15 protein-coding genes and 1 pseudogene are annotated in these 15,307 nt (G+C 45.0%); 7 read left to right on the top strand and 9 right to left on the bottom strand.

The genetic code is table 11. The features are described from left to right. The first annotated feature begins 68 nt into the window (after positions 1 to 68). On the top strand, positions 69 to 1,043 hold the full coding sequence (locus QF041_RS26165) for an NAD(P)/FAD-dependent oxidoreductase (protein WP_240768303.1): 975 nt from the start codon (positions 69 to 71) through the stop codon (positions 1,041 to 1,043). Between the two features lie 76 nt (positions 1,044 to 1,119). Beyond that, positions 1,120 to 1,371, top strand: a complete 252-nt coding sequence (locus QF041_RS26160) for a hypothetical protein (protein ID WP_307416192.1) — start codon at positions 1,120 to 1,122, stop codon at positions 1,369 to 1,371. A 21-nt stretch (positions 1,372 to 1,392) separates the two neighbouring features. Here the strand turns inward: QF041_RS26160 and sda are convergent, their stop codons facing one another. After that, complete coding sequence (sda, locus tag QF041_RS26155) at positions 1,393 to 1,536, bottom strand: sporulation histidine kinase inhibitor Sda (RefSeq protein WP_017692430.1); 144 nt, start codon at positions 1,534 to 1,536, stop codon at positions 1,393 to 1,395. A gap of 355 nt (positions 1,537 to 1,891) precedes the next feature. After that, positions 1,892 to 2,551 (bottom strand): YheC/YheD family protein, encoded by a 660-nt coding sequence (locus QF041_RS26150; protein ID WP_076253234.1) that lies wholly within the window; start codon positions 2,549 to 2,551, stop codon positions 1,892 to 1,894. Positions 2,552 to 2,789: 238 nt separating this feature from the next. Here QF041_RS26150 and QF041_RS26145 point away from each other — a divergent pair, with 238 nt between their 5' ends. Together QF041_RS26145 and QF041_RS26140 are read left to right on the top strand one after the other, a co-directional pair. After that, positions 2,790 to 3,044: a hypothetical protein gene (locus QF041_RS26145; RefSeq protein WP_017692428.1), complete on the top strand. Its 255-nt coding sequence runs from the start codon at positions 2,790 to 2,792 to the stop codon at positions 3,042 to 3,044. 26 nt (positions 3,045 to 3,070) lie between these two features. After that, a complete protein-coding gene (locus QF041_RS26140) occupies positions 3,071 to 4,600 on the top strand; it encodes a Ppx/GppA phosphatase family protein (RefSeq protein WP_307416191.1) in 1,530 nt (509 codons plus the stop codon). Here the strand turns inward: QF041_RS26140 and ppk1 are convergent. Next, positions 4,560 to 6,642 (bottom strand): annotated as a pseudogene (gene ppk1 / locus QF041_RS26135) (polyphosphate kinase 1). The gene QF041_RS26140 and the pseudogene ppk1 overlap by 41 nt on opposite strands. A gap of 248 nt (positions 6,643 to 6,890) precedes the next feature. On the opposite strand from ppk1, the gene QF041_RS26130 reads away from it, so the two are divergent. From QF041_RS26130 to QF041_RS26120, 3 genes are all read left to right on the top strand, one after another. Beyond that, the gene (locus tag QF041_RS26130; RefSeq protein WP_017692425.1) at positions 6,891 to 7,118 is read left to right on the top strand and encodes a hypothetical protein; all 228 of its coding nucleotides are present in this window, start codon (positions 6,891 to 6,893) and stop codon (positions 7,116 to 7,118) included. Between the two features lie 347 nt (positions 7,119 to 7,465). After that, positions 7,466 to 8,515, top strand: a complete 1,050-nt coding sequence (locus QF041_RS26125) for a glycoside hydrolase family 53 protein (protein ID WP_124117502.1) — start codon at positions 7,466 to 7,468, stop codon at positions 8,513 to 8,515. A 603-nt stretch (positions 8,516 to 9,118) separates the two neighbouring features. After that, positions 9,119 to 9,574: a hypothetical protein gene (locus QF041_RS26120; RefSeq protein ID WP_307416190.1), complete on the top strand. Its 456-nt coding sequence runs from the start codon at positions 9,119 to 9,121 to the stop codon at positions 9,572 to 9,574. A 543-nt stretch (positions 9,575 to 10,117) separates the two neighbouring features. Here the strand turns inward: QF041_RS26120 and rarD are convergent. The 6 genes from rarD to QF041_RS26090 form a co-directional block, all read right to left on the bottom strand. After that, a complete protein-coding gene (gene rarD / locus QF041_RS26115; protein ID WP_036673338.1) occupies positions 10,118 to 10,996 on the bottom strand; it encodes an EamA family transporter RarD in 879 nt (292 codons plus the stop codon). Positions 10,997 to 11,147: 151 nt separating this feature from the next. Beyond that, the gene (locus tag QF041_RS26110; protein WP_307416189.1) at positions 11,148 to 11,726 is read right to left on the bottom strand and encodes a hypothetical protein; all 579 of its coding nucleotides are present in this window, start codon (positions 11,724 to 11,726) and stop codon (positions 11,148 to 11,150) included. Between the two features lie 172 nt (positions 11,727 to 11,898). Next, the gene (locus QF041_RS26105) at positions 11,899 to 12,783 is read right to left on the bottom strand and encodes an AraC family transcriptional regulator (RefSeq protein ID WP_307416188.1); all 885 of its coding nucleotides are present in this window, start codon (positions 12,781 to 12,783) and stop codon (positions 11,899 to 11,901) included. Between the two features lie 226 nt (positions 12,784 to 13,009). Beyond that, on the bottom strand, positions 13,010 to 13,375 hold the full coding sequence (locus tag QF041_RS26100; protein ID WP_307416187.1) for a hypothetical protein: 366 nt from the start codon (positions 13,373 to 13,375) through the stop codon (positions 13,010 to 13,012). Between the two features lie 286 nt (positions 13,376 to 13,661). Next, entirely contained in the window at positions 13,662 to 14,303 is a 642-nt protein-coding gene (locus QF041_RS26095) for an NAD(P)-dependent oxidoreductase (protein ID WP_215075827.1), read from the bottom strand. A 225-nt stretch (positions 14,304 to 14,528) separates the two neighbouring features. Then, the gene (locus tag QF041_RS26090) at positions 14,529 to 14,885 is read right to left on the bottom strand and encodes a HesB/IscA family protein (RefSeq protein WP_036605753.1); all 357 of its coding nucleotides are present in this window, start codon (positions 14,883 to 14,885) and stop codon (positions 14,529 to 14,531) included. Positions 14,886 to 15,307 lie beyond the last annotated feature (422 nt).

Genomic DNA, 15,307 nt, shown 5'->3' with positions numbered 1-15,307 from the left:
CTGTTAACTACCTATTAAAATATGAAAGGTGTTGTTGATTCTTGACTGCACAAAATTCCAGTCATGATATGACTGATTTACTTATTATCGGTGGAGGCCCTGCGGGTCTGTTCGCCGCGTTTTATGGTGGGATGCGTCAGGCATCCGTTACACTGGTTGAAAGTATGCCACAGCTTGGCGGACAGCTTGCCGCTCTTTACCCGGAGAAATACATCTATGATGTAGCCGGATTCCCGAAAGTAACGGCTCAGGAACTGGTGAATAACCTGGTTGAGCAAATGAGTCATTTTAACCCGAACATCCGCCTTGAAGAAAAGGTTGTATCGGTGGAGAAAAAGGATGAACAACATTTCATTGTGAAGACGGATGAGAATGAATATCATGCCAAAGCCGTCATTATTACAGCTGGTGTAGGTGCATTCGAACCACGTCGCCTGGAGCTTGAAGGTGCTGCCAAGTTCGAGAAGAGCAACCTGCACTACTTCATCAGTGATCTGAATGCTTTCGCTGGCAAAAAAGTACTGATCAGTGGCGGGGGTGACTCCGCGGTAGACTGGGCACTCATGCTGGAGCCTATTGCTGAGCAAGTGACGCTGATCCATCGCCGGGACAAGTTCCGTGCGCATGAGCACAGTGTCGAAAACCTGATGAATTCCAAGGTGAATGTTGTTACACCGACCGAAATCACGGAACTTCATGGGGATGACACGATTACCAAAGTAACCCTTTCCCATGTGAAAACCAAAGAAACACAGGAAATCGAAGTAGATGACGTGATCGTTAACTTCGGATTTGTCTCTTCTCTCGGGCCGATTGCCGAGTGGGGTATCGAAATTGACAGCAACTCCATCGTTGTTGATTCCCGCATGGAAACATCCATTCCAGGAATCTTCGCTGCCGGAGATATCACAACATATCCGGGTAAACTGAAGCTGATTGCTGTCGGATTCGGCGAAGCTCCAACAGCCGTCAACAATGCGAAGGTATACTTCGATCCGGATGCCAAGTTGTCCCCAGGACACAGCAGTAACATGAAACGCTAGTTTTGCTGAAATAACATATATTGATACAAAAAAGGGTATCTTACTCCTGAGTGAATCCATATCAGGAGGGATACCCTTGTCTTATATATGCCCGCTGTGTAACGGTCTGGTTGTACCGGAGCAGGCTTGCCCCCACTGCCTTCAGGGACTGTTAGAATGCGGCAAATTGGATGATTACACCGGACCATACAGCCCCTACGTATCCCACCCTTCCTCTGACACGGCAGACGAAGCCGAAAACGTTTGCAATCATGTGATGTACTGTCACCATTGTCAGACGAGCACGCCATGGCCTGTCTCACTATGGGACTTGTCCGGAAACCTGTAACATTGCCTGCAATGAGGATCTCTAGTGAAGAATGGCAGATACGTCGGTACCCAGTTTGCGCTTATGGATTTCTGCCAACAGCAGTGCGATGAAATCTCGTTCGAGATTCAACTCAATCGCTTTATGGTAGGAATCCAACAACATCTCATCGGATAACATAGCCATTTCCCGCCACAACCTTTCCTTTTTTTTCCTCAAAACTATCATATCAGAGATTCATATAGAGAACAAGCGTTCTTGTTATCCACAACGATATGTGGAAATCCTGTGCATAGTTTGTTGATAAATGGAAAAAATGTAGAGTAATCAACGTGTATAGTGTGGACAATATTTATGCACAGGAAGTTTGTACTACTGTCAGAACGTTTATCAGCGTATTTTTTTTGGAATAAATTCATAGTTTCAAGACTTGTTGCGAGTAAATTACCCCGTAATGTAAAATTTCAAACGGTTTTCATACCGTTTTCTTTTATATATTATCGGTTTTTCTTGAATTTTCTTGAGTTTTCCCATTCATTTTCTATTGGGGTCTGGTATTCACTTCCAGAATCCAGATCTTGCCTGAATAATCCAGTCCATAATCAAATCCAAGCTGACCTACACCAGGGAACTGACTTTCCATAATGTACGTACATGTCAGTGTAAGGGAACGCATCTCCCGGCGTTTGTGCCGACCGGATATATGTGGCAGGGATAAACCAAGAGCTCGCCTTCCTGATAACATGGTGCCACCCTTGCTCAGATTCGTCACACAGAGTCCGGGACGAGCGAGTCGTCCTACTAATGAACGGAATACCCAGCCTCGTTGGGTTTTGACAACTTTGACTCTGTAATCAACAGGTCTCCCTTGAATTGTTGCCAGATGAATGCCTTGCTGGATCAAGTACTTGCGTCTAGCCTTTACACGCACCAGAGAGCGATACATCTGGCTGAAACTGGCGAAAGAACGGGTCGTTTTCATATGGGTGTATCGATAAGCCCCACCGCTGGCCGATACCCGGATAACACCGTAACCTCCGCCTCCTACAATAGGTTTGACATACACCATTCCATAACGACTGAGCATTTGCAGCAGATTACCCGAGTTGAATGCCTTGGTCTGTGGGATATGGACAGCAGCTACCGGGTATTTCATCAGAGCCGCTGTCTTCCGCCATTTGCTTGCAAGTTGTCTCGACATGGGTTGATCTCCTTCCTTGAAACAATAGTCCTTCCTTATACATACTCAACAGAAGCCTTGCTTTCTTGGATGTCTGTCCACGGCAAAGGCCCCTTTTCCATGTAACCTGTCCTAGGGGTGATGGCGGAAACGGGAACAAGCGCCCGGTTTACTTTTCAAACAAGTCAATCTGTCGTATGCTACTAAGGAATGGCTTGGAAGGGCTTAAATATGAGGATCTAAGGAGCGTTCAGAACAAATGGAAGCATTTTTCAAATCACTTTATGGCGTAGCCTATTTTGCAATGTCGATCGTTCTGGTAGCTGTTACGGTACTTCTCTTTGTCACAGGTATTCGACTGTTTATGCAAAAGCGTAATCGCGGCTTTGCCGTGAGTTGTCTTATATTTGCCTGTTTCATCGTCTTTATCATTGTTGTTATGCTAACTACGCCCTTCTCTGCCACACCGCCGGGTTCACCGGAAGCCATGGCTGCCCTTCTTCACTTCGGGTAGTTGAACCTCTGTAGAAGGAGATGCTTATGACACGTACTAATGAAACCTTAGGAATTATTGATATCGGCTCGAACTCCATTCGTCTGGTTATTTATGAACTGGATCAGGACGCAGCCTATCGCATCATTCATGAAGACAAATACGCCGCTCGTCTGAGCAGCGTTGTTGAGTCCGATGGAACCATTCTGCGCCATTCTCTGGATAAAGCCATCACCATCTTGCGTCAATTCAAAGCGACCTGTGAAGCGTATCAGACCAAACTGATTCGAGCAGCAGCTACGGCAGCTATTCGTAATGCAGGCAATGTCCTGGAGATTATTGAATGGCTGGAGACAGAGACGGGGCTTACCATTGAATGTGTATCGGGAGATCGGGAGGCCTATTATGGGTTCCTTGGTGTCACTCAATCCATTGATCTGGCAGACGGTTACGTCGTGGATATTGGAGGCGGCAGCACAGAGATCACGGTCTTTCGGGATCGGAAAAGGTTACATAGCATCTCCCTCCCTATTGGTGCTGTGAATTCACATGCCCGTTACGGGGGCGAAGATCAGTGGACCGAGGAAAATGCAAATGCATTATGCAATGAAGTCATTGAGGCTCTCCATGGACAGGATTGGATTCGTGAGCATCCCGGTCTGCCACTCATCGGACTTGGTGGCACAATGCGTACACTCGCCAAAGTGGAACAGAAGCGTACCCAGTATTCTTTGCCTGTCAGCCATCATTATGAGATCAGTGAGGAAGCGATGGAGAACATCGCTCGCTCCTTGCCTCATCTCACCTCGGCACAGCGCAAAAAGGTACCTGGGCTCGCCAAAGATCGCGCAGACATCATTGTGCCCGGCGTACTGATCCTGCGAACCGTCTTCCAGTTAATACAGGGAGATCGTTATGTGGTTAGTGGTGCGGGTCTACGAGACGGGTTATTGCGAGATTACATGGCTGGAGGTCAGCCGGTCGTTCCGGACGCGCTGAAGGACAGTATCCGCAACTTTATCCATTTTGGACCGCCTATTCCAGAGAAACGTCTGCAACGGATTCATCAGGATACGGTTACCCTGTATACGGCATTACAAGGTGCCCCTCCTGATCAAGCAGATGCCCGAATTCTGTATGCATCCTCCATGCTGCACATGGCAGGTAAACAGATTAACTATTTCCGTTATACACAGCACTCGGCCTATTGGATCATGAATGCAAGTATCTATGGACTTTCTCATCGGGAGACCATTCTAAGTGCCAGTGCAGCTGATTATCATCCCAAAAAAAGAACGCCCCAGCTGCTGAATAAGCACCGGGACATTCTGAAAAACTCGGATGAGCGGCATGCTCATCGTATTGGCTCTCTGCTGCGCGTAGCGGAAGCCATCAATCGATCCGAAAGCATCGCTGCGATTGAAGCAACAAAAGAAAACGACTCGCTGCAGGTGCAATTCACCTGTACAGCTGAGCCGTTACTGGAACTTGATGGCCTGGAAGAGGCCGTCAAGGATCTGAAGGAAGCCTGGGGAGTTACGTTAACGCACTCCATTCAGCAGGCTTCCAAGGGATAATACCCATGGCCTCCGTCTGACTTCTCAGCGGGGGCTTTTCATTTTCTACAAATACATAATTGCCACCAGGCATAAGTTGTCTCGCTTTGACATTATCCATAAGGGATAGATTAAGGATATCCACTAGCATCTTTTTCAGCTCTGGATCAAATACGGGACACATCAGTTCAATTCTTCGATTCAAGTTACGTGTCATCCAGTCTGCACTGGAGATGAATACATCCGGGTTGCCGCTATTTTCAAAATAAAACAACCGTGAATGCTCCAGAAAAACGATCCACAATGCTAATGACCCGAATATTCTCACTGAGCCCCTCTACCCCCGGACGTAGACAACATACACCACGCACAATCAGATCGATCTGCACGCCGGCTTGAGAAGCCTCGTACAATTCATCAATCATTTCCTGATGGGATAAGGAGTTGATCTTGGCAATGATTCTGGAAGGTTTGCCTTTCAGCGCATGCTCTGTTTCTCTACGAATCAGTGCAAACAGCTCATCCTTCATCCCATCTGGAGCTACGCGGAACGCCTGCAATGCCTTCGGACCGGAGTATCCGGTAATCTCATTGAACAATTCGGATGCATCTTCCCCAATAATCGGATTAGAGGTGAACAGTCCCACGTCCGTATACACTTTGGCTGTACTCTCATTATAGTTACCGGTTCCTACATGAACATAACGTCTCAAGCCCTGCTGTTCCCTGCGTACAACAAGAATGATTTTGGCATGGGTCTTGAGTCCAACCAGTCCATAAACCACGTGACAACCGGCTTTCTCCAGCTTACGGGCCCAAGCAATGTTGCGCTCTTCATCAAACCGGGCTTTCAGTTCCACCACCACCGTGACCTGCTTACCACTCTCAGCGGCAAGTGCAAGTGCCGGAATAAGGCGTGAATCGCCATTGACCCGATATAATGTCATCTTGATGGCCAGAACTCTTGGATCTTCCGAAGCCTCCAATATAAAATCAGTGACTGGTTCAAACGATTCGTACGGATGATGCACCAGTACATCACGTTTGCGCAGCAGCTCAAAATGACTTTCTCTTGGCAGAAACTCAAGTGGGTAGACTGGCTTCACCGGACTGTATTTCAGATGTGAGAAACTTTCCAGACTGTCCACGAATCCCGCCAGAAAACTCAGATCGAGTGGTCCATCAATTTCATATACCGGGTCCTGAATATCAAATTCATCCTGCAATTCCAATAAGGCATCCGGACGAAAATCCTTGCAGACTTCCAGTCGTACAGGAGCCCCGCGGCGTCTGCGGCGCAATTCTTTTTCAATAGCCTCAAGCAGATCTTCCGCTTCTTCTTCATTAATGAACAGATCCGCATTACGGGTCACTCGGAATTCCTGTGCAGCAAGCGAGATATATCCGCTGAAGAGCGTATGGATATGATGTTTGATAAGATCTTCAATCAGTATGAATGTTTTCTTTTTACTATTCGCCCGAATGGGAGCCTGAACTACCCGCGGCAGATTGGAAGGTACCTGAACAATAGCCATAAACGGCTCTCCCTCTTGCTCCCCTTCCTTCTGTAACATCACGGACAGATAGACAGACTTGTTGTGTACCAGTGGGAACGGACGACTCTGGTCAATCGCCATCGGTGTGAGTACAGGAAAAATAATTTCATGAAAGTACTGGTCCATTGCGCGCTGCTGTGTCACATTAAGATCTGTATATTCCTGAATGTTCACGCCTTTCTTGGCGAGTAGACGGATGAGTTCACGATACGTTTTATACTGTTCGGCGACCATGGTACCGGTTCGTTTGATCAATCTGCGGTACAATCCCGAAGGCGTGTATCCTGTAAAATCTTTTTGCGTGAATCCGGCCTTGATCTTCTCTTTTGTCTCCGCCACCCTTACACTGACGAACTCGTCCAGATTACTAGCGACAATGCCGAGAAATCTCATGCGTTCCAGCAGAGGCGTTGTTGGATCCTGGGCCTCCTGAAGTACGCGCCGATTAAATTCAACCCAACTCAAATCACGATTAACGTAGTTGCCTGTTTTGACGTCTCTATGCATGTATGGCCTCCGAATGTGTTGCATATCTATTCTTGGTTAGAAGTTCTCATATAATTGTACTATTCGTAATCAACATCAAGCGTCAGCGCAGTGTAAACGCTACGTAAAATTTATGTAAATGATACCTCATGGCCGCAACTTTTTCCATCCCTTTACAAAGGTCAATAGACAGAGTAAAGTGAAGTACAGTGTGATTTGGTCCGGTTGCTTGTTCTCATTCCAAATATAGTTGATTAAAGGAGTATATAATGAAATCCAACAAACCTAGAACGTTACAAAAAAATATAGAGTTTTTCACGGCTGCACTATCCCAATGTATGGTAAGCGCATGGCAGGAAGACCCGGCTGGCGTCTATTGCGAGGTCGGTTGTGGCATTGTGGAGCGGATCAGTGAAGACAGTGTGCGCATCCGAAACAATGACGGAACCAAGAGCCATTATGCACGAGATATCACGATGTTCCAGACTGAAAAATAATTTTGCTTAAATACGTAAAAAAGACTAGCTTTCCGAAACAAGGTGTTGTATACTCTTGCCACAAGGAAAGGAGGTGCGTCAACATTTCTAATGTCATGTTGAACGTGTCCCTTACCCGATCCACTAGCTCAAATTAAAAGAGTCTGGTGGAGGCGCGGGATACGGATCAATGTTTCAAAAAGCGCCACGGGTAGAAAAGCCGTCTTCGGACGGCTTTTTGTTTTCCCTTTTTCTGTAGAGAGGTTGAGAAAACACCCAAAATATTGGAAATGGACCCTTTAGTAGAGTAAACCAGGATGGCTATAATTAGGATGCAACTCAACCTAAATCCGAGGAGGCATCTTGTAATGTTCAAAAATGTAAGGGGTTTCAAGACATCCATCATGTTGGCTTTTGTTTTGTTATTCACCTCCATCATGTTGCCCGCAGGTCAGCATGCCAGCGCAGCACCAAGTTTCGCCAAAGGAGCCGACATCAGTTGGGTTCCCGGAATGGAAGCCCAAGGCTACAAATGGAAAGATAAAAACGGCGTACAGCGCGACATCATTGATATTTTGAAAAAAGACTATCAAATCAATTCCGTTCGCATTCGGGTATTTGTTAATCCTTCGAATGATTATGGGAACGGTTACATGAATAAGGATCGTGCGGCTGCACTCGCCCAACGTGCCAAGAATGCTGGCATGAGTGTAATGCTCACTCTGCACTATAGCGATTCTTGGGCAGACCCTGGTCAACAGACCAAACCTGCTGCCTGGAAAAACTATACGTTCCAACAGCTCATGGATGCGGTATGGAACCACACTCGTGAAGTTATGACGGCGATGCAAAGCAAAGGCGTTACCCCAGACTGGGTACAGATCGGGAATGAAACAAGCAACGGCATGTTATGGGAAGATGGCAAAGCATCTACCAACATGAAAAACTATGCGTGGTTGGTGAACACAGGCCATAACGCAGTGAAATCCCTGAGCAGCGGAACCAAAACCATTGTGCACCTGGCAGGTGGAGATGATAACGCCCTCTATGTATGGAATATTGGAGGCCTGATTAATAACGGAGCTAACTTTGATATGATTGCCATGTCCCTCTATCCTTCAGCTTCCGGCTGGAACACCGCTGTGACAAATACGGTAAACAACGCCAAGGATATGATCAACCGTTATGGCAAAGAGATCATTATCTCCGAAATTGGCATGGACAATAACCAGGCTGCAGCTGGCAAAAGTTTTGTTGCCGCGATGAAAAACCAAATTCGTAATCTGCCAAATGGCAAAGGTAAAGGTGTATTCTACTGGGAGCCTCAGGCTACACCAGGTTATAACGGCGGCTACGGCAAAGGCGCATGGCAGTCCAATATGATGCCGACTGCTGTCATGGAAGGATTTATTGACTAGGTACGGTGGGTAGAAGTTTAGGTTTGGAGCAATGGTGGCGTTCCGGGGGCGGATCGTTCTTATGATCGCTGTTATCCCCAGATTTTATGAATTCCCTTATAAGGGGAAAATCCGGGGATAAAGGCGAACGCTCCGCTTCTTCAGAATCGATTCCGCCCCCTCCACTACGTTGCTGGTCAATGAGACACTTCTAAAACCGTGTGTAGTCAAATGAAATTAAGTAGTAAGGTAAAACAAGGGCTGAAGGCGCTATTCCTGTGGGAGTGGCGCCTTTTTGTGATGAAGTGCGTTAAGGGTGCAGCGTGGTGGGCGTTCCGGGGGCGGATCGTTCTTATGATCGCTGTTATCCCCAGATTTTTATGAATTCCCCTTATAGGGGGAAAATCCGGGGATAAAGGCGACCACTTCGCTTCTTCAGAATCGATTCCGCCCCCTCCACTATGTTGCTGCTCAATGAGGCACTTCTAAAACTTGGCGCGATCAATCGAGGAGGGGTACACCACTCGGGCTGGAGACTGGTGTTCTTTTGGCTTACATATGAATATAATAAGTTTATTGAGATAACACATAGGATCAACTTTTTATAGGAGCGGGGGAGTATGGATGAGTTTTTTAAAAGGGCTCGGTCAGTTAGCTGGTGAAGTTACCGGAAAAGTGTTGGGCGGTAGCGTAAGGGTTGTTGGTGAAATTGCGGGAAGCCCCTTTATCAAAGAAATCGGAAACGGCGTAGAGAAAGCTACGATTAATACAGGCAAAACCGTTGGTCAACTGGCTAGCGGAACATATGATCTTGCCAGTGGTGCAATTCGAAAAGATGATACCTCCATAGACGCGGGGCTTGCCGATATTGGAGGTGCTGTAACCAATACTGCAAAAGGTGTAGCGATATCAGCCAAGTATGTATATAACAGCGGTAAAGATGTTGTTGTGGGCATGAAAGAGGAAGATAAGGACAGAGTGAAGCTTGGTGCCAAGAATCTTTTAGCTGCTGCTGCGGTAACAACACTCGCTGTCGGTGTCATTGATGCAGTTGATGGGGCTGAAGGTGTAGATACGTAGGATTTGGTTAGATCACCAATAACACAACAACTGAAGAAATACAGCCTAGCAGGGCAACCAAAATATGGAGAAAACTAAATGAGATTTTTTCAAGAAAAATCCGTTGTTTCTTCTGAATAAAACATGAGTAGATGAACACTGTTATCACAACGGGCAGATATAAATGAAGATCCGGACCATCCGTGCTCGGTAATAGTTTATTAATAAATCCACCTATCGTCTCGTTGACCATCATGAACCCATATATACTACCTATTATTGCTGAAACTGCAAACTGAAATAGTATCTGAACTACAGCATTCTTTACAAAGAATAGATCATGTTTGCGGTAACGGTTATTAACCATCATATATCTGTTGCCTCCTCGTTTTTCTATTACTCTGTTTGGTTACTATTTTTGATTACTACTCCTGTATTTTACCATAACGTTGATCAGCCTTCCTTTTTAGTTTTTATCGACCTATCGCTCCCCCACAAACAAAAAATTGCCCTCTCCACCTCATTGGCGGGAAGGGCAATTATGGCGATACCAGATACATCCGTTCAGCTTACCTTAGCGAGTCTCGTAGCACGTATCGATGCGGCAGCGTATACGATGAGCGCTGTCCAGATGAGTGCGAAACCAACAAGCAGAACTGGCGAGACCGTTTCCTTGAACACAAACACACTCAGGATCAGCATGATTGTCGGCCCAATATACTGTACAAAGCCGAGTGTGGACAACGACATTCGAGCAGCCGCCCGTGCAAAGAACAGCAGTGGCAGCGCCGTCACCACACCGGAAAGCAACAGTTCGAAGAACATCGGCGCAGGCAGCGTCCATGCCGTTGCTTTTCCTACAACGGCCAAGTAGATCCAGTAGCCGAGTGCGACGGGCAGAACTACAGCTGTCTCCGAAAATAAGCCCACTGAAGCGTCTTGCTTGATCTTCTTCTTCGCCAGACCGTACAGGCCAAACGACACGGCCAATGAGATCGCAACCCATGGGAAACGTCCGTAGTCGATAGCGATGATAAGCACCGCGACACCAGCGATGGCAATCGCGAGCCATTGTCCACGGTTTGGCTTTTCATGAAGGAAGACAACCGCCAGCAGCACATTCAGTAACGGGTTCAAATAATAGCCCAGACTTGTCTCAACAACATGACCGTTGTTAACCGCCCAGATGAAGATAAGCCAGTTAATAGCAATTAGCAGCCCACTCGCGGTAAGGGACAGCAGGGTCGAACGACTGGTCAGAATGCGCTTCATGTCACTCCAACGACGTTGGACGGCAACGAAAATCCCCATAAAGACAAATGACCAGACAACCCGGTGCGATAAAATCTCACCTGCCGGTACATTTTCAAACAACTTCCAATACAGCGGGAGAACTCCCCACATGATATACGCAATGATCGCGTTGATTAATCCACTATTCATAACTGTATCCCCTCTTATTGCTCTGATATCTCAACGGATTATACGCCTCGATCCTCATTTAAGTAAAGGGGGTAATAGGTCATACAGGAATCCATGCCTAGTTCAAATGACTTTTTGTTTGAGCAAAAGCTTCACGTTTAGCGCTACCAAATTATGCTTTGCGCTTTTTCTTTCTTACTCTCATGAAGAAGATAAAGATCGCCGAAAATACGACTACACCTACGATAAACAAATCCATATCTTGCTCAAACATAAACCACATTTTGTGTTCTACGTTCACTTGTTGTTTTGGTGGATATCCTTCCCCGAATAGTTCAGTTGCTTGATTAAGATTATTCATTTCGATAGTCAAACTGCACGGACTACTACTTAATTCGCCATCCACTTCGCTAAAGTATATTAAGTATTTGTTACCTTCCTTGAAATCAAATCCCCATGTGAAGTTAGTTGCAATAATTAGTTGAGAGTCAACTTCAGTATTCCAACTCCTCTCAACTTCCACTAAAATATATCTAATTTTCTCTTTTGTCCCCGTAAACCCCTCTTGCTTCAAGTCGACCTTTACTTGCTTTACTTCACCATAAACAGCTCCATCATATATTTCTAACTGTTCTTGGGGCCCTCCCGATTCAGCACATGACAAAGCGTTAGCATTTTGTGCATTTGAGATAAAGAACACGGTAGATATAAAAAATATTAACGTGATTATACGAAGCTTCAGTTTTTCCACCTTCTTCTCATAACGTTATTTCGTACATCTTTATTGACCTGTTTAACAGGAAAAATGTTGCATTTCCCCTGGCCATTAGGTGAATGAACAAAGAAGCAACCAATCGGACATAGTTGGTTGCTCCATTTGTCTTTATTAAGTTATCATTCAAGACTAATCTAAAGAAATAAAACTAAGATATTTTTCTTACAGCAAACCATAGCTCAACAAAATTCAGTCCATCTTTAACTCCAGTAATTTCAAATTCCATTCCGTCGACCTGTTCATATCCTGTAGTAGGAAGCCATTCAGAAAAGAATCGTCTATATAAGGTTTCAATGGTTGCATCGAATTTATCCCATGTAAAGGGATCAGAGGAAAAGATCGCCCACGTGTGTGCTGGTATCGTTATACTTGTGTAACCATCGGGTTTACTTGTTTCACCTTTAAATGCACACAACATGTATGGGAAAGTATCCTCCCCAGTTTTTTTGTAGCTACACACAGCATGCACTTTATGATAATTCGAATTCAAAGCGTTTGGTAGATCACCGGCATTTGCAGCAAGTCTTTCAACCTCGCCATTTTCGTGGCTTTGCTTCCATAATTCTGCGGGGGTCTCTACTCCGTTTAATTGAAACACTTTCTCTATTCCAAATATTTCAAAGCTTTCTTTTGTTTCGATACGATAGTTCATAGGCTCTTCCCCTTTAATTGAAATAAGGAAGGAAAGCCGAGGATAGGCTTTGAGGGCAGTCCCTTCTTCCCGAGCCATCGCTGGATTAACACCATGCAATGATTGAAAAGCTCTTGCGAATGATACCGGTGATTCATACCCATACTTTATGGCAATATCAACAACTCTCCTATCACTATTCTGCAATTCAATTGCAGCGAGAGTCAGCCGTCTTCTTCGTATATATTCCGCAAGCGAAACATTGGTAATGAACGAGAACATTCTCTGAAACTGATGTGAAGAACAATAAGCACATTGAGCAATTTCCTTCAATTCGATCTCCCCGACTAAGTTCATTTCAATATAATCCAATGCCCGATTCATCCTCATGAGCCAATCCATCTCATCCCTCCTCTCAACCAAAGTATAGTTTCGTTAGGTTTTCGTATCGCAACTATTTGTGCGCAATTAAGTTTCGTATCCGTCGGAAAGATATATGTTGAACATTTTGTAATGAAGTATTTCATATTACTGCGTCATATCCTTTAGCAAACTAAATAAATCATAAAATCAAAAAGCAGCCGACCCTTTTGATCAACTGCCGAATGGTGTTCATTTCAGTAACGTTTCACTTTCCTCCAACACGAAACACACCAATTACGGTTTCACCATCTTTGTCATACAGTGGAATATCACGACCTTCTGGTGATCTGCTGTTCTGTATTGCAATAGCTTCTTCAGGTGTTTTGGGTTGCTCGCCATCCATGTCTTTTTTCAGCAGATATCCGTCTGTACCATCCACACCAGTAGCCAAGATTAAATCAGGTTCCGTTTCTGGAGAAGTCGCATATGCGGCAGAACCATATGTCTGTCCATTCTTATTTTTCGGATAAAGAGAAGTGATGTGAAATTGATTCATCGTATTTTTAACGTTTGTATATTGGGATAACCCTGAACCACTCGATACACTAATCATAAAAACCACAAAGATCAATAATATAACTCCTTTAGAATACATCTTCAGAACTGTTCACTCCCTTGTACTTATGAACTCGCAGAAATTCCAATGAAGAGATGATGGTTTTCACACAATCACATTTCCTTCCCATCTTTAGAATAATATAACATAGATTCAAAGGAGTAGTTGGAAAGTTGAACGATACTCATCTAACATATCTAACGTTATTGCAGAACTTCCCTCTTCGATAACATAAAAAAACGGACACCGATCTGTGGAGATCAGCGTCCGTTTGTATGTTCCATATTATCATTTAAAAGTGTTACTTCACTTCGCCAACAACGGTAAAGCGCTCGTTTTGGTGTTGTGGGTTCTCAATCTCATCAACCAAAGCAATCGCATAGTCTGCATAGCTGATGTAGCTGTTGCCTTCGCTATTCACGAGAATAACGTCGTTGCCTGCTTGATATTTGCCGGTGCGTACACCTTCTGGATTAAAGAATCCAGCCGGGCTCAGGAACGTCCATTGAATACCCGAAGATGCTTGCAGATCCTGCAAGTTTTGCCCTTGGTTCGTTGCAGTTGCTTTGTAAGCATCCGGGAATCCTGGGGATTCAAAGACACGCAATGTTTTGGACTCATCTGTGAACAGGCTTCCTGCTCCACCCACCACGATCAGACGAGTGTTTGGTGCATCCTTCAGGATGTTGATCAACGCTTGTCCTACTTCCACATGGAGATTTTCTTTACCAGCTGGAGCACCAAATGCATTTACAACCACATCGAATGCTTTAAGATCTTCAGCTGTAAGATCAAATACATCTTTCTCCAGCGTATTCAGGCTTTTATCTTCCAATTTGGATGCATTACGAACGATTGCCGTTACTTTATGTCCTCTGTCTGCTGCTTCTTTCAAAATTACACTTCCTGCTTTGCCTGTTGCACCAATGATTGCAATGTTCATCATGATCTCTCCTTTAAATTATCGATATTGTTTATGTTTGAACTTTATATTGTAACTATAGTTGTTACAACTAAGTTTGTCAACCATGATACTTTCAGTACACGCAAAAAAGCCCCTGATATCATGCCCGTGCTAAACGGATACAATTCAGAGGCTATCTATTAAAGGGATTGCATACTGCTTATTTTAAAACAAGATTGGGAAACCGCTGTACAACTCCGTTTCTTAACAATCCTTATCAGGCACACCCGCATCTTCCTTCGTACGGAAAGAAGATCCACAGCCACAAGTGGCTACCGCGTTCGGATTATGGATAGTGAAACCACCCGTCATACCGGACTCTTCAAAATCAATTTCGAGACCATCCAGATACTTCAGGTTTTCCTTCTCGACTACAACCTTCATGCTCTGAATATCCATATACAGGTCCTCATCGGACTCTTTATCGTCAAAGCCCATGGCGTACGAAAATCCGGTGCAACCGCCCGGTGCTACGCCAAGACGCAGGAACATACCAGGTGTTTCTTGCTGTGCAAGCATCTCTTTCAATCTGTCAGCAGCCGTTTCGCTGATGTTAATCATGCCAGGTCACTCTCCTTTTCATTAACTCTTCTTTAAATTATACTCCACCCCGTCAAGGGTCTCAAGTCATGTTTGCCTCTTTCCGCGTTCCCCCTCTACTCCTTTTTCTTCCCAGTGTATTGAACCCCCGCGACACGAGGTTTATAATGAATAGGTGGTCGCACTGAAATGTCGATATTTTGCCATGACTTATTCAGGTGACGATCATATATAGAGTTGTAATTTTTTTCACATTTCGAGACTGTCCGCAGTCCCCAATGCATATAGAGTCACAAGACTCACTTTAATGAAAAAATTAGCTTTACGTACGCAGCACACGCTGCACCGGGTAAATAAGAGTTAGTCCATATAAGAAGGCGGCAGTTGACCGCATCTTTGCTATGTAGTTCTGTATGCAGATCCTACACACAACTCAAATCCGG

This window comes from Paenibacillus sp. W2I17 (assembly GCF_030815985.1).
GTDB lineage: Bacteria > Bacillota > Bacilli > Paenibacillales > Paenibacillaceae > Paenibacillus.
Note: the sequence above shows the minus strand (reverse complement) of the source record. Positions and strands in the feature narration are given on the sequence as shown.